Genomic DNA, 20,492 nt, shown 5'->3' on the forward strand with positions numbered 1-20,492 from the left:
CGTCGTGTTCGCTGGAACGGTGATGACACCGTCATCAGCAATGGTCACACCGGTCAGGCCATCAGCATCGGTTATAGAGATTGTTGTTTGAGAACCATCAGTCGAGACAAGTGCGCCGTTTAACGTATCGTTCGTCAAAACAGTCGCAGTCGTACCACCCGTATTATCGAATGGCGTCGTACTAAAATCGTCATCGCTCGCTTCAATGTCCAGACAAGAAGTCGAGGCAAATGTGAGTGAAGCTTCGTCAAAATTTACCGGATCAGGCATTTCCACGACAAAAGAATATGTAACACCCTGCACAAGGTCGACTGTTGCGCTTGTTTGAACCCAAGTATTTGGCGCGCCTGGACTTGCGGGAATGATAGCAGTCGCAGGAGAGCCAACAAGCACACCGGCTGTACCGACCCCATTCAAGATACGGATTGAGCCAGTCGCTCCAGCGCCGCCCGAGCCTCCAGCACCAGCTCGAAGCGAGAAAAAACCTGAAAGCGTATAGGAGATATCGGCCGTATCCGTGACACATGCAGGCACTGTAAACGATTGGAAGAAATCGTTTGATCCATCTGCCACGTCCAGATAGTGCTGATTTACGTTGCCACCTGCACCCGTACCACCATTTTGCGCGTCAAATTCAGGGCCGAATGTACCTGAAGAAAAACTCTGACCGCCCGCACCGTCTACCTGCACCACATTAGGCTGCTGGCCGGGACCGATCACCCACGGAGAAATCGAATGGCCCACATTGTTACCGAAGTTTGACGGTGGGTTTATTTCAAAACCGGGGTTTTGGATTATGTTTTGCGCCGATGCTTCAAGACTGGTTAAGCAAATTGCAGCACTCGCTAGGAGAGCCACACAAAAAGCTCGACCTTCGAATTTACGAGTAAATTGTTGTTTTTTACTAGATTTCAGTGCACGTCCCAGTGCAACTTTACGCCCACAATCCAAAGACCTAACTCCGCTTCAACCTTTTTGTGCGCCACTACAAGTAAAGATTTAAAAAATTGATATTTGCGGTACAATCTTGGATTATGGTTAATATTAGATAAAATTTGTTGTCGCTTGGACTTGTTTTAGTGCTGTCCTCTAAACAAATGTATGGACAGGACACTCATCCGAGCTGACCAGCATAGCTGTGCTCAAATGGTGTCAGGATATGTGCAGGTTGGTTGCATTACATCGCAGCAGACAAGCCTATGCAAAACAGGGCCGCATAATGAAACCAACAAGATGAGCTGAACTCTCTCTTAGTTTAGACAGCTCTTGGTTCCAAATTACCTTATATTTGTCCCCGCTCAGCGCCTATGAAATCACATAGGTCGATTACATAAGGGAGAATTAGATAGATAACGTCATGCATCTTGTATTAAGAAAACACCCTTGCCTGGTGGACTCCTAATAATATGCAGAATACCATTAAATACGAATTTAGCATCAAGCACCTGTCCACTACTTTCTGGTTTAAGCTTGATAGATTTGTCAGTTCTCACGTAATACAAGCCTGATAACGGTGACTGAATTTCTATTTTTTTTCTAGAGATTGAAATTTGATTTTGGGATTGACTAATAATCCTGAATCGATCTGCGGCTTGAGCCGTCGTGAGAAATTCAAGCCAGGGGAACAAAGATTTTACTGTTCCAATCCAGTTATCCAGTTCAGATAATAAGCTTTCAGATCCATCGGCGTTAACACCTCGCCAATTCCTATGGTTCTTATTTCTGACATAAGTAATATTTTTGCCATCCTCAGGAATATCAAAAACATCGTCAGGGTGAATGAAATGGCTCCAAAACCCGGTGGCAGCAATCTGGGAGAGCATCATCATCATCTCGCGAGGGTTCGGGATATATCCAAAGGTTTCACGCGGCAAAGACAGAAGGGAGTCTTCCCAGGGCTCTGGGCCAATTTCCCGAGCTCCACCCATGTCTCGATCTCCAAATGAATACAAGCTGCTAACGGTTGAAATTTCAGGAAAGATTTTTTTAAGTAATTTGATATGGTCTTGATGATACCAGTTGTTCGCTGGAACGAATGAAACTGGCAGCTCGAATGGAACGTTTCGCTGCCATAGATCGCGGGCATACCTTAATTTGGATTCAACGCAATCAATTTCTGGTCAGCATTGTTCGGTTAGTGGTTCGTGGTTGTAACCGTGGAAACCGAATTCATCATCTTCTACATTGTTAACTACATGCGCAAACCGTTGCTTCAATTCCTTCGAAAGGGTTCTGTCGTATTCAACGTTCAATTTAGCAGGTTGGGTTGTGTCATTATCGGCGTAATCCATTATTGTGTAGAACGTGTATTTCAACCCATAATGTTCTTTGAGAGCCATCATATCAGGAAGCCAAATGTCGTAGTAAAACTCGTTATGTGTCATCCCCGGAAACTCAGTAGAGATTGGTTCTGTCTCCAAATCCGATAAAGCAGGGGGGAAATCATCCACATGTATTAAGCCAACACCTGCAATGCTACTGACACCAAGTGGCAATATAAGCAAAGCCGTTTGGAGGACAAACCCACGCAGCAGGCGGCTGCTGAGGATCCCAGTATTCCAATATACTACCCTTCCGGCACCTGGCCGATGGAACCAAGCTATCGGTCGCTTTTCGATATCCGTGATCAGAACTTCGCAATCTGCATTCAAATCTTTCTGATTCAAGTCCAGTTGATAATGATTAAAATGCCAATCATTATCGGTTATCCGAAGTTCGGAAAGACCGGGAAATAACTCCGTACAAAAGTCGAAACCACTTGACCCAGGCGATAGAACTTCAAGGAATTCGGAGGGAGAGGAAAATCCAAATATGTTTTCCAATGAACGATTCCAGCTGCGGTAAGCCACAAGAAGCCCGCCGCCATTATGCACGTATTTTTCTATTTCTAACGCTTGAACAGCGTTTATTTGTTTAATTCTTTCAGTACATAATACGATGCCCATATAGGCATCGAGATTTGGCCAGCTGTTTTGCGATGCCAAGTCTAAGACAGTGAATTGCATTTTCGCCTGCGCAAAGCTAGCGCAGACATTTTCCATCACTTTTATTCCATGTTGATCTTCGGAGTGGATAATGACCAAAAACTCAAGCAGTTTTGGCCGTTCATTGAGTGCTCCAAGTCCTTGAACCTTTGTCCTTAAGAACTCTAACCAATATCTCATTCCATTTCCTTGATATACTTTCAATTGGATTTATTTCAATTCGTGGGAAATATTACTGGAAATTCTATTTGTTGCAATAAACGCCAAGAAAGCGACAGCTTCCCCATCTTAATATGAAACCGGACAAGCATAAGTAAGCACCATCTACTATCTATAATAGACGGTGCTTTTCTTGTTTCTCACTTCGAACTTTCGGCTATTCAATGAATGTGCGTGAAAGGCGATTGCTGAGTGGTTGCAAGAGATAGCTAATCGCTCTGCGCTCACCCGTGTTGACGAAGATATCAGCAGGCATACCGGGCACGAACTTTAAATCTTCGACATCGGCTGACTGCTCCGCAGCAAGCTCCACTTTCGCAACAAAATACTCAGCACCGCTGCGTTCGTCACGAATGCTGTCGGCAGAAAGGTCTAAGATAATGCCTTGCGCTTCCGGCACATTGGTTTGATCGAATGCGGTTAGGCGAACGCGCGTTTCTTGTCCAATGCGCAGTTTTTCGATATCAGTCGGACTAACACGAGCCGCCACGACCAAGGCTTCATCTGCGGGCACAATATCTAAAATATCTTCACCTGGACGGATGACACCACCTTGTGTGTAGATGTTCAAATTGACAATCTTACCGCTGACTGGCGCTTTCACATCAATGCGTTTTTGCCGTTGTACAGCACCTAAATATTGCGGCTCTACAGTCGCCAATTGCGCTTGAGTTGCAGCAAGTTCTGCGGTTGCCCGTTCCCGTCGGTTCTTTTGCTCACTTAAAGCGGTGAGCTGTAGCTCGCCAATTTGATTGCGCGCCCGTGCTTGGGAGGTTTTAAAAGACGCGTCTTGACCACGTAGCCGTTCAATTTCACGCTTCACAACATTCACACGGCTTTCTGACGTGTAGCCTTGTTTTAAAAGCTTTTGTAGGGCGCCTAATTCGCGTCTTGCGATAGTGAGTTGATTTTGGTTCGCTTCACGTTGATTTTCTAATCCTTCAATTTCTTGATTTAGACTTTCAACCCGTTGCTGCATGATTTCTTCCTCACTTTGCCTTGCAATTCGTTGCGTATCAAACAGGCGTTTTTGGGTCTGATAAGCAGCCAGAAAACTTGTCTCATCCAATCGCTTTGAAATCTCTGGATCGATACGAACAGGCGGAAAACTATCGTCATCTTGAAGCTCTGCCGTAAGGCGAGCGCGACGCAGAACCAATTCGGAGAACTGACTGCCTAGCACGGTTAAATTGACATCCGTGTCAGTGCTATCGAGCCGTAACAAGGTTTGATTGGCTTCGACGACATCACCTTCTTTAATGAGAAGTTCGCTGACAATCCCCCCTTCAAGGTGTTGGACTGTTTTGCGGTTTCCCTCCACCACGAAAGAAGCAGGCGCAACGACGGCACCATCCAGTTTTGTCATCAATGACCAATAAATGGAGCCACCGACAAAAAACATAACGCAAAGCAATCCCAAAATAACCAATCGCGAGATTCGCGTTGAACTCGCCATATAGGCCTGAGAGAGATCCTGCGCAGATAGTGCATTGGAATTTCCTGTATAGGGTTTAAGAGACTGGTTCATGATTGCACCTTTACGTTTTCTGCGACATTCGCAATTTCATCGCTTGTTGCTTGAATGCGTTTGACCGGATTATTGTCGAATACTTGACGGGTTTGTTGTCGAAGCACTTCTTCCTTAGGACCAAAATTACTTTGGGTGCCATTGTTGAGAATCAGAACTTTATTCACGGCTTGCAAGGCGCTTGGGCGATGGGTCATCACCACGACAACCGCACGACGCATTTGTGCTGCTTGGACCGCTCGTAAAAGGGCAGAATCGCCATTAGCATCCAGATTGGAATTTGGTTCATCAAGCACGAGAAGAAACGGGTCTTTGTAAAGCGCCCGTGCAAGGCCTAAGCGTTGACGCTGTCCACCGGAGAGGAATACGCCGTCTTTTCCAAGCTCTGTTTCGTAGCCATCAGGTAAGTCCAAAATCATATCGTGAACACCTGCATCGGTTGCCGCCTTATAGACACCTTCATCATCAACATCATTCGCAAATCTGGCGATGTTATTGCGGATAGTGCCATCGAACAGTTCAACATCTTGCGGAAGGTAACCGACCATTCGGCCTAGTTGATCACCATTCCATTGGCTGGTCGGGTTTTTATCAAAACAGACCTCCCCTTTTTGGGGAAACCAGATACCAGCGAGCATTCTTGCAAGCGTGGACTTTCCCGATCCACTGCGTCCGATCACAGCAACAACATCTCCAGCATCCATATTAAATGAAATGTTTGATAGCGTTGCATTTTGCGCCAAGGGTGGACCTGCTTTTTGGATATTTACGCTGAGGCTTGAGCTAGCATCTGGTAATGGCAGCTTAGGCTTTTCGATAGGGTGATCCAGCGTTAAGCGCTTGAGTTTGCGGAACGACATAGTCGCCGCCAATAGGGTGCGCCATTGACCAATTCCTTGGTCAATGGGCGCGAGCGCACGGCCAATGATGATGGTTGCTGCAATCATAGCACCGGCTGAGGTGTCGCCGGTGATGGCGAGTGCTGCACCAACACCAAGTACTGCCGACTGTAAGGCCATGCGAAAGGTTTTCGAGATCGTTGCAAAAGTCGAGATACGATCTGTCACTTGGGTTTTGAAATAACTTGATGTGATCTGTAACGAATTCCAACGGCGAGCAAGATCGTTACGCATACCCATAGACTGGATAAGCTCCGCATTGCGTTCGCAGGTTTCAAATAAACCATCGCTGCGACCCCGATTATGCGCCACTTGCTGCATTGGTTCGTTGCTCGCGGAACTGTTAATCATTGCAAGAACAATCAGCACAACTGCACCGATAACACCGAGCAATCCGAGATAGGGGTGAAGGATGAAAAGAACGCCAAGGTAAATTGGAACCCACGGCATATCGAAGAATGGAATAAGCCCACTGCCAGAAAGAAAATCGCGAAAGGCATTCACATCGGCGACGACATTATCTCCGGTTTTGGCCCGGCCTTCTACTTTACGGCGCATGGCACTTGTCAAAACGGGAATGCCAACATCCAATTCAAACTTGGTTCCAAGCCGACTTAGAATACGGGAACGAATAAACTCGAGCAGTCCGATGACAAGAAAAGCACCGGCGAGAATAAGACTCAACGCAATCAACGTATCTCCATTTTGGCTTGTCAGTACCCGGTCATAGACCTGTAGCATGTAAAGAGGACCAGTAAGCATCAACAGGTTCAACACAAGGCTGAACAAAGCAATAGCAACAAAACCGCTCTTAAGAGCCTTCATTGCTGTAGAAATTGGGTTTTGATTATCGACCATCACGACACCTCTTCGTATGGATTAAATGGGAAGTGGAGTAGCGGCCACAGCCGCTACTCCGGTTTGTTGGGAGGGATTAAGCCGCGAAGTCGTTTTCGCTTAGGCTATCAACATCGATACCTGCGAGGCGCACGCTTGCTGCTTCACCAAGGCTGAGGACTGCATCGTCACCATCTTGTTGTGCATTAGACAGCGCACCTGCAACGTCGAAGTCAGGACCGAAGTCACGAAGATCGATGCTATCCACGCCTGCTTCAAAGTCGACGATGGTATCAATGCCGTCGCCTTCATTAAAAATGAACGTGTCTGCACCTGCACCACCGATAAGCGTATCGTTGCCTAGGCCACCGATAAGCGTGTCATTGCCACCCTCGCCGTTGAGCGTGTCATCACCGGCTTGACCGTTGAGCACGTTAACGCCGGAGTTTCCTGACAGATTATCAGCACCACCATTTGCACTGGCGGCATTGTTTGAACCATTGATGTTTTCAAAGTTCAAAACAGTGTCAGATAGCGCATCGCCTATGGTCGCGACACCGTTGCCATCTTCATCCAGATCAAGCGTAACGCCACCACCTGCTGAAAAGAGCGCAGTATCAATACCGCTCCCACCATCAATGGTGTCGACACCACCGAAGGAATGGATGGCATCATTACCAGCACCACCTTCAAGGATGTTGGTTTCATTGTTACCCAAGATCAGATCATCGCCAGATGTACCGATGACATTTTCAAAGTCATCAACTTCACCAACAACTTCACCATCAACACGGATTTCACCATCTTGCGATGCAGGACCAGGTTGGGGTGTGTTGACATCAAGGTCGATTGTCACGCCGTCACCAAATGCACTCAAGTCAATGGTATCAACGTCGTCAGAACCGATAACGTTTTCAATTGAAAACAGCACGTCAGTCTCAACAACTTCATCGATGACATCTTCACCTACAACACCAAGTGCAGAGATTGGTTCAGACACATCCAGTGTTGCACCCGCATCCACAAGCGTATCTTGAACCACTGGGCCATTGATGCCAGCTGGTGCATTGTGCAAGTGAATAGCAGACAGAACGCCTGGAGCCGGTGTTTGCAGGTCACTTTCAGCAAGGCCAACAACGTTGAGTTCGCTTGAGTAAACAACTTCACCTGTTTCTAGGTTTTGTCTGATTGTCAGTGTTGCATCACCTGTTGCTGCACTGTCAGACAATGGACCAGGTTCTTGGGCTGCATCGAGATCGCCTGCCAAGGTGATAACGCGGAAACCGTCCTCGGTTACATCGTTTTCAACAAACAGCTGACCGCGAATTTCTCCACCAGCAAAATCCGTTGTGTGGATATTGTAGTAAAGATTTCCAGCAACCGCTTCTTCGATGAACTGCTCACCATAAGAACCGCCTGCTTCATTGACGATCGCATCATCAACAACAACAGAAAAACCAGTCTCACGGGTTGCTGTACCATTTCCATTTACATCAAGACGAACTGTTACAGGAACATCCAAATCTGAGAAGTCAGCTGTATCAATGCCGTCTCCACCTTCTAGGAAGTCACTGCCGAGACCGCCAACAAGCGTGTCGTCGCCGTCACCAGCAATAATAGCATCACGTCCGGCACCACCGTCGATCACACCATTGATTTCACCAAGGTTGACCAGAATGTCATCGCCGTCACCCAGCAATACATTACCATTGATCACGCCTTCATCATCGTTGACGATCGTCACAGCGCCTGCTTCACGTGCATCAATGGCGTTCACGTTACCGCGAATTTCGCCTTCGTTGATGATCGCACCAAGAAGATCGACACCACCATCAATACGGATACCCGCAGCTTCATCTGATGTATCAGAACCAGCGATAAGGCCTTCGTTTTGAATAACACCAGCAAAACTTGCATCTTCCTGACCAGAAAATACGCGCAAGCCATCACCAATGGTGTTGCCTTCACTCGCATCGCCGCGACCTTGGATAGTGCCTTCATTGAATACGGAAGCAGAAACAATATCGCCAGCCACATCGCCTGTTTGAAGCGATACACCAGAACCATTGTTGCCTTCTCCAGCATCGATCAGACCACGGTTGGTAAGCGTATAATTATCCGCTGTTGCATCTGCATAAACAGTACCGTTACGCTGATCACCCGTGCCGAGGATTGAGCCTTCGTTGATGACTTCGAGACCTTCACCATCAATGTTCAATGCACGGCTATCAGATGTTACTTCACCCGTGTTGATGAATTGACCACCTGTGTGATTGCTGGTTCCGAAATAAACACCGTTTTGAACGCCAGAGATCAGACCACTATTGGTCAATGTACCTTGGAAGTTCACGCCGTTTACAACGCGCACACCCGCAACGGTTCCATTGGCACCTTCTGATGTGATTGTGCCACTGTTTGTAATGTCACCATCAAAGTCACCAGTGTTTCCAACATTGCCGATGCGAACACCGTCGCCAGCAGCATTGGTTCCAGCCGCCGCATCGCCGCGTCCTTGAATAAGGCCTGCATTGTTCAAAGTGAACGTGTTGCTTCCAGCAATTTCTGCACCAAAGCCAGAACCTAGATTGCCTGCACCTGCATCAACAACACCGGTTGAGGCGTTATTGAAAGTGAAGTCTTGCGCGGTTCCATCTGCGTAAACTGTGCCATTGCGTTGGTCACTTGTACCGACAATTTCGCCAGCGTTGTTTACTTCAAGTCCGATGCCATCAATGTTGAACGCTCGGCTGTCAGAAGAGATAACACCACCTTCAAGGTTGTTGAAAACACCGCCCGTGTGGTCAGCGCCTTCGCCATCAACTGGGTTACCGAAATAAACACCGTTTTGTACGCCGCTGATTTCGCCAGCATTGTTAAACTCGCCTTGGAATGAAACACCATTGACGAAACGCACACCAGCAACAGTGCCATTAGCACCCTCAGACGTGATCGTACCGGTATTGTTGATTGTTGCATCGGTTGAGCCGATATTGCCAACATTACCAATACGAACACCGTCACCTGCAAGGTTTGACCCGGCAGAAGCATCGCCGCGACCTTGGATGAGGCCAGCGTTATTGAGTTCGAAACTGTTACTATTTTCGCCAATCTCAACACCAAAGCCAGAACCTTGGTTACCAACGCCTGCATCGATTGTGCCGCCGACTAGGTTTGTAACTGAGAAGTTGTTGGCAGTACCGTCAGCATAAACAGTACCATTGCGTTGGTCGCCAGTACCAATGATAGTGCCGCCGTTTACAAGATCGACGCCTGTACCATCAATGTTTACTGCGCGGCTGTCTGAACTGATCGTACCAAAGTTGAATACGTCCAGATCATGTTCCGCATCACCAATATAAAGACCATTGGCAGCGCCTTCAATCACACCTGTTTGTGTGTTCAAAATTTGGCCATCAAACGCCTGTCCATCCGCAACGCGAATACCACCAGCTGTACCTTGTTCGCTCTCAGAAGAGATAAGGCCACTGTTGACGATATCACTATCAAAGACCGTACCTTCTGCGCCGTTATCAACCCGAATGCCGTCACCAGCAAGCGTAGTGTCAGAGGCTGCTTGGCCGCGACCTTGAATTGTTGAGCCAAAACCGTTGACGATATTGCCGGACACAACATCATTTTCAACATTGCCAACTTGCAAAGAGATCGCCGCACCTTGATTGCCTTCACCCGCATCAATGATACCACCAGCAAAGTTGCCGATTGAGAAATTCTCAGCGCTCGCGTCTGTGTAGATTGTACCGTTGCGTTGATCGCCAGTACCCAAGATATTGCCGAAGTTGCGCACGTCAACATTGTTACCTTGAATGTTTACCGCACGACTATCTGATGAAATTGTTGCGTTAAAGAAGTTATCGAGACTTCCAGAAGACTGACTTCCTGAAAAGCTAACGCCGTTAAAGTCGCCAGCGATATCGCCAAAGTTGCGAATATCTGCGCTACCTGTCACATCGATGCCGGTCGCGTTCTCGCCATTTGCGTCAATTGACGCAGAGCGGAAGTTGAAAACATCCGCATCATCACCAGTGACAGAAACAGCGGAAGGGGAGTCTTGTGTTGTGATAAGGCCAAAATTCAAAAGCCGCGCAAAATCATTATCCAGCAAAAATGCTGGAACATGTTCTACAACTGAGTTTTGAAAGAAACTTTGTACGAGTGTTTGGTTATCGCGGACTGTTTCTTGAGCCAGCGACGACGTATTCAAAAACTTTGAGCGTAAACTTGCTAAAATCCCTGATGCCATGACTTTTCTCCAATAGGTAATTTAAGGGTCCAAACAGCGCAGACGGGTAGCGCCTTTGGGTCCGTGGAACCTTGCAGAAAGTCAAATTTGGCTGAAATACATTGTCCTTATGCGTTATATAAGGACTCATTATACTCACGACACCTCTCGGGTCGTTACGGAAAAAAATCAATTTAAAACAGTGTATTATGGCATTTAACTGGAATCGGAATATTGAACCGCTCACGGCAACTCACATTTTTTTTATCATTTATTCTGAATTCTTGGCAAAATAATGCATGATTTAACTCGCTATGCATTCATAAGACAGTTGCGCGCACCAACGCTTTGTACGTGGCGCAAGATGAAATGTCATAGTGAGTCGTTCTACAGACTAGGAATAGCGACAGTACCCGCTGGTGGCGACCCTAGAATCGCTGTTGTGAAGTTGTCCAGCAATGACTGGCGATTATAACCCTTGCGGGAAACCACACCCAAATCGCGTTTGTTGCCAGCATCCTCAAAAGGGACGAAAGACAGACCCCATCGGTCTTTTGTAAATTGCTCAGCCGCAATTGAATTGACAATAGTGCAATCCTCACTGTGGCTAATGTGTCGGCAAACCGTTTCAAACCGAGCTGCTGTGACATCGAACTCTACTTTGGTTTCGTTCTCATCAGCCGTCATTGGCAGATCTTTCTCCAACTCATAACCGAAAGGAATTGAGAAGCGAATAAGACGATCAGCTGGAACGTCTTTTGCCAAAATACTCTTGCGAGTGGCTAAAGGCGTGCCCGACTTTGCTGCAAGAAACAGAGGTTCCAGCCATAAAGACTGGAAGGAGAGTGTCGCTTTTTCTTGTTTTCCATTTAATTTATCAAATGTCTTACGGGCGAGAAAAGCCACGTCGATCTCTCTCGTTTCAATTTTTCGAGCCAATTGAACCGGTTTATCTTCCACCAAAACGACCCGCATTGCGGGATAAAGATCACCTATCAAATCGCGGAAATAGCCGATGAGATAAGGCGCGAGTGTTGGCGTTATTCCGAGTTTAAACGGAAATGCCTCCTGATCTTTAAACTGCATCGCAACATCTTTTATTGTACGGGCATTGCGATTTACTGCGCTTGCTTTGTCGATTATGCGCGCACCAAACTCTGTCAACAAAACTTCATTATTGCGCCGGTCGAAAATCTCGACACCTAATTCTTGTTCGAGCTTTTTAATTTGGCTGGATAGCGCAGGTTGCGAAACATTGCAGGCAAGGGCTGCACGGCTAAAATTCTTATGAACTGCTACCGCTTCCAGATACTCCAAATCTCTCAAGTTCATACGTGGAGCCCACCAGTTTTGTTGGTCATTTGTGTTTGCTGTCTTATGTTTAATATAATGGTAGTTAAAATTTGCAATCTAACAAAACGTGATTGTCATGTGATCTCTGCCCGCACTATGTCGCATCAAGGTTCTCTTTTAATCGAGGTCTCTCTACAATGATTTCATTTGCCGTTCCACGTAAAACTGCAATGAAAGTTGCGACGCTCCTTTGCGTGAGCCTGCTTACAACCGGTATTCTTGGCGTACCAGCTCATGCTGATGCGCGCATCGTCAAAGGATTTAATATCGAGCGTTATCTGGGCACATGGCATGAAATAGCGCGTCTGCCTGTGTTTTATCAAAATGGATGTAAAAACTCGAAGGCCATTTATAATCGCATTGAAGGCGGGAAATTCTCTGTCACCAACACCTGCGAAAAAGGGGCTCGTTTGATCAAAATACAAGGCGTTGCGACACAACCCGAGCCTGGCTATTTCAAGGTTGAATTCAAAAAATTCCTCACCTTTCGCGCAGACTATATCGTTCATTGGGTTGACCCAAATTATCGCACCGCTGTCGTGGGAACCCCTAACGGGAAAAGGGTCTGGATTTTATCGCGCACCAAGCGACTATCACCCGTTCATCGAGTTGAAGCACTCAAGCAATTGAAAAAATTTGGCTATGCGAATGAAAAACTGATCTGGAATCAATAGATCGCTCGCGAGTTACAATGTTTTCAGATATTCGATAAGAGCTTTTGCGCCGGCGGGATCATCTGACCAATTGAGTTTATAGTTATTGCTGCCTTCGATAATATCCTCATCGTGCCCTTTATTACTGAAAGCCGCCAATGCCGATGTGTCCATCACATAGGCTGAGCTTCTTTTGTCTTCAAGCGACAGGGGTAGTTTCCAAGAAAATCCACCTTGTATCTTGTCATAAGTGAGTCTGCTTTTGACAAACTTTTGTGGTCTGCTTTCAGGCATAAGCAGGTGATGGAGGGTTGGAACGGACCCGTTATGCAAATAGGGGGCCCTCGCCCAGATTCCACCGAGTGGTAAGGCGTTATAGCCTTGTTGGCTTTCCAGCGTACTCATAATCAACTCTTGCTTGTCTTCGAGGGACACCCCCCTGAAGTCGGCACAAGGGGCTGCGATTTGGCCATTTAATTTGATCGTCGTTTGTGGTGAGCACACCTTCACGAGACGTTTAGTACCTGCATCACGAATGGCACTATTGATGATTTGGGCGCGACTGAGATCAGTTCCGATGTTGGTATAAACGATGTCGTTTTGATCGCGGTGGCAGCTGGCGCAATTTTTCTCAAATAAGCCTTTTCCCACCCGCGCAAGATCAAGGTCGACGTCAAAGGGATAAACGGGGGCAGGAAGTTTATTGAGAAACTCGACCGAATAGGCAGACACACGAATATCGATATCAGAAAGACCCGTTGAGAGCTGGGCTGCTAAATTACGATAAATCGGGATCGGGATATTACCATTCCACTGGCCACCGCCGCTATGAAATTTTGTTTTTGTCTCATCCCAACTCACTGTTCGCCGGTTTTGTTCCCAAACGGCCATAAAGTCTGTAATGCCCTGAGTTGGCGGCAGGATCAATCTTGCAAGCAGTCGCCAAAAGAACCCTTCAACATAGGCGTAACCATTTGTAGTCCCTACCCCCGTGGCGTCAGCCATGCCGGGGAAACCTGCCCTAAACTCTTCCTCAAGATCTCCATAGCTGTGCTCTTGCAGTATCGTGAGACCTTCATAATCTTTTTCATTCTTTTTAATAAACTTGGTGATGATCTCGGTGGCGTTTTCTTTGAATATATCTATTTGATGTTTCTCGTAGGCCGCATTGAGGTCGAGATCATTATATTTGTAGTTTTCATAAAAGAAATTTGGGTTTGAGGCATGCACTTTATCGAGGGCCTCCAAAAGCACCTTCGCAAGGTATTTTGCCTTCGCTTCAGGTGTCGTCAGGGTTTGTCCTTTTAAGAGCGTTTGGATCGTTTCATATATTCGTATTTGATATTGTATGAAATTAAATTGCGCGTTCACCCCACCGTCGAGATAGCTGAAGTTGCCATTATCGTCTTTCACTCTGCCAATATGACAAGAGGCGCATGTCAGGCTAGCGTAATCTATCTGTTTTGCTAAAGGATCATCGCGATTAAACACGCTTAAACCAACCCCTGTTGCTATTGGATAATCAGGATTTCTGGTGTCTTTAAACAGCCCGACCACATCTAGAAAATTGGATGGGCTACCCCAATGCTCGGGGGCAACAACCGGGAAGAGTTTTAAAATGATAAACGGTGTGCCATCAGTTTGGCTGAACGCATATTTGGTAAACCAGTCGTATCCCGTGCGACTTTCATTGAGATATGTATCAAGCGCTTGACGTCGCGCTAAGCGCATTGTCGACCAAGTCTCGACTGCTTCATGATCTTTGTCAGAAGAAACGGTTTCTTGTGCTGCCACAGTGTGAGGGCTTATGAGAAGAGTCAGCGCCAAAAGCACAATTTTGAAAGTTGGCATAAAAAGTTCCCTGCTTCGAAATTTTCAAGCTACGCGCGGTGGGCTCGCATTAAAGAAGCCTGTTAGGCTGAATATATTGACGTGAGAATTACGGTCTTGATAGAGGATAAAAGCCATCAGTTTTCGCCAGATTCTGCCCGTCTCAAAATTGAAATTTTCTGACATTACACCTTGAGAAATGTGATTAATTAATAGCCATTTAATCCTAGACACAGTGTAAGGGGCTGATATTATCGAAGTCAAGAGTTAGCCACGAACGTGAGCTATGATTGAACCCTAAACAGGGACCGACAAGGGGCTGCATTATGAATCGAAAAGTATGGCTGGTACTTATTATCCCGCTGGTCGCACTCATATATTTTGGTTTTCAATCCTACACAGAAAAACCCTATCGACCATATAATATTTCGACCGATGACCCCGATCCTGTCGCCGAGCTGGATCAATGGTGGAACGATAATGAAAGAGCGCTTTGGTACGAAGCATCTCAAGGCTCACGCATGCTGCCGCTTGAATGGCTTGAGGCTCTTGAGCAAAAAGAGTCTACCGATTTGTTCATGGCCCCTGACAACGTTAAAAAATATAATTTTATTCCGCGAAAAACAAATGTGCCAGGCCGAGAAAAGGATGCACAACTTACATTCGGATTGGTGATTGATAAAGGTTCTGACAAGAATTTGCAGCGCACCAAATTGCGCTGGAAAGAAAATCAATCTGATCAAGAGCCATGGGTCGGCTTTACCTGTGCCGCATGCCACACCTCACATATCAGCTACAAAGGCCGCAACATCAGAGTGGAAGGTGGAGGCTCTCAGATAGACTTTCAGAGCTTTGTGGGGGCGCTGAACCGTGCGCTTTATGAGACCTTTATTAATGAAGAAAAATGGCGACGGTTTGAAGCGCGCGTGTTAACTACCACCCAATCATCACCCCCAAAGCAAGACAGAAAAGATAAGCTGAGAGCTGAATACAAGAAGCTGCTTGATCGGCATATTCAGTTGGGAAAAAGCAACGACACGCACGTTGATTATGGGTATGGCCGTATCGACGCCTTCGGACACATCTACAATAAAGTAGCTCTTCTTCTTGATGAAAGTAACCCACAATTTAATACGCCCGATGCGCCGGTGAGTATTCCTCATATCTGGAATGCCCCGCAATATAACAAAGTTCAGTACAATGGCGCAGCTCCGAAAGCCTATTACTGGGGGGTTGATGTGGGCGCTTTGGTTCGCAATGTTGGCGAATTTGTTGGCACTTATGGCGATGTTGTTGTTGCTAAGAATTTGAATAATGACGGCTTCAAATCAAGCGTAGATATCAAGAATTTATATTATCTCGAACGCACACTAGAAAGCCTACGCTCTCCAAAATGGCCAGAAGAAATTTTTGGACCATTCACGCCTGAAGAAAAGCAACAAGAAGCCAAACTCGCCTCTAAAGGTCGAGACCTTTATAATAAAAATTGTCTCCTTTGTCATGATGTGGTGGATAGGGCAGATACCAAAAGCGAGATTCATGTTCAGGATAACTACTTTATCTATGGAACGCAGATTGCGAAGGAACGAGTTAAAAACCTTCCAGCCAGCTTACAAAACAAAAATATATTGCCCCTAGCTACCGATCCTTGGATGGCCTGCAATGCCTACTCTGATACCGCAAAACCAGGAATTTGGAGTAGCGATGACGGAGAAGCGATGGAGGTCGATTATGGCAGTATTGGAAGCGGCGAACCGATTAGATTGGGCGAAAGAATAGAAGTCAGCAAATTGATGACTGTGACTGTCGCCGGTGTCTTGGCGGCTAATAGAAGCGATCTCACTGGAATCATTGGCGAGAATTTTTTAAGTATGCCGAGCATTCCTAAAGGTATTTCCCGGATAGATAAGGATAGCACCCTCATCGACTTGGGCGGTCAATGGGAGAATGCAAATCGCGACCATAACAAATCTAAGCGACTTCAAGATTGTTTGAGTATCTCTTTTGCTTTTTCCGAAACAAAGCCCGAAAACAACCCGCTTGGATATACAAGTCGTCCTTTGAACGGCATTTGGGCAAGCCCCCCTTATCTTCATAACGGGTCTGTCCCGACCCTTTATGATTTACTATTGCCTTCATCTCAGCGCCCCTATTCATTTTGGTCTGGCACCCGTGAATTTGACCCTGTTAAAGTCGGCTTTGTGACAGAAAAAAACGACGAAAACAGATTTTTCTTCGAGGCAAGAAGGCGGCTTGGAAACCATTTGGCGCACATTGATGGCAACACCAACACAGGTCATAATTACAATAACGCATCGTTTTCTCATGAAGACCGCATGGCGATCGTTGCCTATCTGAAAACACTTTAAGCATGGATATCATGCTGGTCGGTGATCACATGGGCGAAGACGCTTTTGATACAAATATAAACTGGGGAATTGTAATTTATGTCCATAGGTAGCAAGTTGAAAGTTGCGGGTTTGTCTGTTGTGGCAATCACCGCACTATTGTGGGGTGTGGACAAATTTTCCGACAAGACGCCTGAAGAGCTTAAAGGGGCAAGCGACCCACAACAGGCAGCAATTGATATCATCATCAAACATATCATCTCCGATTTGGTTGGCATTTATAAAGACGACAGCAAACTGGTGCGCCGTGATGCCCACGCAAAGGCTCATGGATGTTTGAAAGCGACTTTTAAAGTTGCGGACAATCTCCCAGAAAACCTCAAAGTTGGCCTGTTTGCCAATGCGGGAGCCGAGCATAAAGCATGGGTTCGATTTTCCAATGGCGCCTTCACACCGCGTCCGGACAAAAGTTTTGATGGACGGGGCCTGTCATTGAAAATCTTAGACACATCACCCTCAACCCCCGCGAATGCGTCTCAGCCCGTGGATCAGTTCGATATTTTGATGGGCAATTTTAATGTGTTCTTCTCGCCTAATCCGGTAGACTATCTCGACTTTGTCAAATCAGGTTTTTTGGTTGGCAAGCCAGGTGCAGTTCAAAAATATTTTATGCCAAGCTACAATCCTTTTAGTTGGCGCATAAGGGGGTTTATTTCTGCTTATGCAAACAGTAGCCTCGAAATCAAGTCCCCGCTTGATATGCGATATTTCTCAATGTCTCCTTATGCTTTTGGCGCAAATCAACAGGTTAAATATTCCGCGCAATCCTGTGAAATCGGCGCATATGCCCCTAAAGATGACTTCGATTTAGACGACCCAAATTATCTTAGAAAAAATTTAAAAAGACACATGGACGCAGCGCCAGCCTGTTTTGCTCTTTCAGTTCAACTCAATGACGGATCAATGCCCATTGACGATGCATCGGTTGAATGGAGCGAGAAGATCAGCCCCTATCAAAATGTTGCTTATATCCAGATTCCAAAACAGAAATTTGCAACACCTCATAACGATAATTTTTGCGAACATTCTGACTTTAATCCTGGTCGAACGCCAAAGGAATTTGAAGCTCTGGGAAGTCTCAACAACTTGAGAAAAGCTGTTTATACAGCAATTTCAGATTATCGGCACGGAAGGAATGCAGCCACTGTTCCAGATCCAAACCTCGCTTGGGATCAGAACTAAAATTTGAGGCTCAGATTTGAGTGCTCTTAGCATTTGAAATAATGCGAACGCTTCTAGTTTTTGCCAAATATTTTTTTAAAGAAACCCTTGATGCCCTGTTTTTCACTTTTCGCTTTGATGACTTTCGGTGATCCATCAGGAGCGGAGATGGAACCAATATCTTGCGGCAGATTACCTGCTAATATTTTACCATCATAACTACCGGGCAGATTGACTATTGGCACACCTTGATGCGCCTCTTCCATAAAGCCTTGCCATATTTTAGCTGGCAAATTACCACCAGAGGCTCGTTTGGTAGGTGAATTATCGTCATTTCCAAACCAGACCACGGTTGTCAAATTCGCGGTAAAGCCAGCAAACCATGCGTCACGGAAATTCTGACTGGTGCCGGTTTTTCCGCCCGCAGGCCAGTTTTTCAATGCGGCTCTCTTGCCCGTCCCGTGAATCAATGTTTCAGTCAGCATGACATTCATCATGCCAATGTGGACGGGGTCAATAACCCGCTTGTATTTCCTATTATCATCATGCTGATAAAGCACTTTGCCATCAAGTGTAGTTACACGTTTGACAATAAAAGGCTCCACACGAAAACCACCATTTGCAAAAGGCACATAAGCCGTTGCCAGCTCAAAGGGTGTTACCTCAGAGGTCCCAAGGGACAATGAGGGATTGGCGGTCAGTTTAGACTTGATGCCAAGGCGCTGGGCGACCTCCACCACAGATTGAGGGCCAACTTCATCAATGAGAGTGGCGGCAATAGTGTTCAGTGATTTGGCCAGTGCGGTGCGCAGCTTCACCGAGCCTTCGTATTCCTTAGAATAATTTTTTGGTTTCCAGCCATTAATTGATATCGGTTTATCGACACGCACGGTATCGGGCGACATCCCATATTCCATGGCGGCGAGATAAACGAACGGTTTGAAAGAGGAGCCGGGCTGGCGCTTGGCTTTAACAGCGCGATTAAATTGACTTTGACCATAATCGCGGCCACCGATCATGGCGCGGACAGCCCCAATACCATCAACAGACACAAGCGCCCCTTGACTGACGCCTAGCTTTTTACTGTTTTTAGAAAGCCCGTTAGCGATAGCTTTTTGAGCAAAGCTTTGCAGATGTGCGTCGATCGTTGTCTCGACGATTACATTTTCTGTAAGCTCACCCACATATTGCGGCAGAACATTCATTACCCAGTCAGCGATATATTTGTGTGATCCGGGATTATTTGGAGCTGTTTTTGTGGTCGTTTTTGTGGTCGTTTTTGTAGGCAATGTCAGTGCTATTTTTCGGTCATCTGATGAAATAAAGCCCTCACGCTCCATCGCCGCCAGAACAAGCTTCGCTCGTTTTTTCGCTCCTTCAGGGTTTTTGTTAGGCGCAAGGCGGGATGGTGCTTTCACGAGACCAGCTAGTGTTGCGGCCTCACCAAGATTAATCTCACTCGCTGATTTTTTAAAATAACGCCGAGACGCCGCATCAACACCATAAGCACCCGCGCCAAAATAGACACGATTCAGATAAAGCTCCAAAATTTGCTCTTTGGTATATTTTCCCTCTAACCAAAAGGCGAGCACCAACTCCTGCACTTTTCGCTCGAAAGTGCGTTCGGGTTTTAAAAATAAATTTTTCGCAAGCTGCTGCGACAACGATGAGCCACCTTGCACCAAACGCCCTTTGATAACATTCGTTACCATGGCACGTGTGAAGCCAATAATATCAAAGCCGTAATGATTGTAAAATCGATGGTCTTCAATCGCTACAATTGCATCAGGCAAATAAGACGGCATAGAATGGAAAGGGACGGCCTCGCCACCTGTCAAACCCCTGTGTCCGATCAAAGAGCCATCAACAGATACAATGCGCACATTTGGGGGGCGATCAGGAATTTTCCATGAGGCACTGTTGGGAAGCTTTGCAGTATAATATCCTACAATTCCGAAAACGGCGATAACGCCCCATAATCCAAATACCGTACCCCAGTATATGCTGCGGCGAACAAAGCGACCGAAACCACCGCCAGATGAGCGCCTGCCTGCACGGTCTTTTTTTCGCTTCGCCTTAGCTGGCGCGCGCCTACCAGCCGCTTTTTTGAGCTTTGCTTTTTGTTTTTTCGAACTGGAAGAGCGATCATCAGGATTTAACTCGATGTCAAGCTTACCCTTGCTTGAGCGACCAAAGTTAACATCGATAACAGGTTCAATCCGTTCTTGGCGGGATTTATTTTTACGTGCCATAAATGTGCGCATTCCAAGATCATATGACTTTGTTCGACATTAAATCTAAATGCGGCGATTTAAGGGGCGGTTAAGAAAGAACCATTGTTAAGGGCTGAAAGACAAAAAATACACAAAATATGACCTTT

General features: G+C 46.3%; 10 protein-coding genes and 1 pseudogene. 3 read left to right on the forward strand and 8 right to left on the reverse strand.

Annotated elements, in window-relative coordinates; all coding sequences use genetic code 11:
* From ABJ081_02390 to ABJ081_02415, 6 genes and pseudogenes are all read right to left on the reverse strand, one after another.
* Window positions 1-858: hypothetical protein (locus ABJ081_02390; protein MEP6355506.1), on the reverse strand; the 858-nt coding region annotated here is incomplete at its 3' end.
* A gap of 497 nt (window positions 859-1,355) precedes the next feature.
* Window positions 1,356-3,164: pseudogene (locus tag ABJ081_02395) on the reverse strand (DUF2194 domain-containing protein).
* Between the two features lie 196 nt (window positions 3,165-3,360).
* Window positions 3,361-4,731 (reverse strand): HlyD family type I secretion periplasmic adaptor subunit, encoded by a 1,371-nt coding sequence (locus ABJ081_02400; GenBank protein MEP6355507.1) that lies wholly within the window; start codon window positions 4,729-4,731, stop codon window positions 3,361-3,363.
* Entirely contained in the window at window positions 4,728-6,488 is a 1,761-nt protein-coding gene (locus ABJ081_02405; GenBank protein MEP6355508.1) for a type I secretion system permease/ATPase, read from the reverse strand. Before ABJ081_02405 ends, ABJ081_02400 begins: the two co-directional genes overlap by 4 nt.
* Before the next feature lie 76 nt (window positions 6,489-6,564).
* Window positions 6,565-10,728, reverse strand: coding sequence for a CHRD domain-containing protein (locus tag ABJ081_02410; GenBank protein MEP6355509.1), 4,164 nt, complete (start codon window positions 10,726-10,728; stop codon window positions 6,565-6,567).
* A 366-nt stretch (window positions 10,729-11,094) separates the two neighbouring features.
* Window positions 11,095-12,039 carry a LysR family transcriptional regulator gene (locus tag ABJ081_02415; protein MEP6355510.1) on the reverse strand — a complete coding sequence of 315 codons (945 nt, stop codon included), beginning with the start codon at window positions 12,037-12,039 and terminating at the stop codon, window positions 11,095-11,097.
* A gap of 158 nt (window positions 12,040-12,197) precedes the next feature.
* On the opposite strand from ABJ081_02415, the gene ABJ081_02420 reads away from it, so the two are divergent.
* Window positions 12,198-12,734: a lipocalin family protein gene (locus tag ABJ081_02420; GenBank protein MEP6355511.1), complete on the forward strand. Its 537-nt coding sequence runs from the start codon at window positions 12,198-12,200 to the stop codon at window positions 12,732-12,734.
* 12 nt (window positions 12,735-12,746) lie between these two features.
* On the opposite strand, the gene ABJ081_02425 is transcribed toward ABJ081_02420, so the two are convergent.
* Entirely contained in the window at window positions 12,747-14,564 is a 1,818-nt protein-coding gene (locus ABJ081_02425) for a cytochrome C (protein ID MEP6355512.1), read from the reverse strand.
* A gap of 305 nt (window positions 14,565-14,869) precedes the next feature.
* Between ABJ081_02425 and ABJ081_02430 the strand changes: the two genes are divergently transcribed.
* Window positions 14,870-16,912: a di-heme-cytochrome C peroxidase gene (locus tag ABJ081_02430; protein ID MEP6355513.1), complete on the forward strand. Its 2,043-nt coding sequence runs from the start codon at window positions 14,870-14,872 to the stop codon at window positions 16,910-16,912.
* Window positions 16,913-16,990: 78 nt separating this feature from the next.
* The gene (locus ABJ081_02435) at window positions 16,991-18,133 is read left to right on the forward strand and encodes a hypothetical protein (protein ID MEP6355514.1); all 1,143 of its coding nucleotides are present in this window, start codon (window positions 16,991-16,993) and stop codon (window positions 18,131-18,133) included.
* 53 nt (window positions 18,134-18,186) lie between these two features.
* On the opposite strand, the gene ABJ081_02440 is transcribed toward ABJ081_02435, so the two are convergent.
* Window positions 18,187-20,364, reverse strand: a complete 2,178-nt coding sequence (locus ABJ081_02440; protein ID MEP6355515.1) for a transglycosylase domain-containing protein — start codon at window positions 20,362-20,364, stop codon at window positions 18,187-18,189.
* Window positions 20,365-20,492: the final 128 nt, after the last annotated feature.

This window comes from Hyphomicrobiales bacterium (assembly GCA_039989895.1).
In the GTDB taxonomy this organism is placed as follows: domain Bacteria; phylum Pseudomonadota; class Alphaproteobacteria; order Rhizobiales; family JACESI01; genus JACESI01.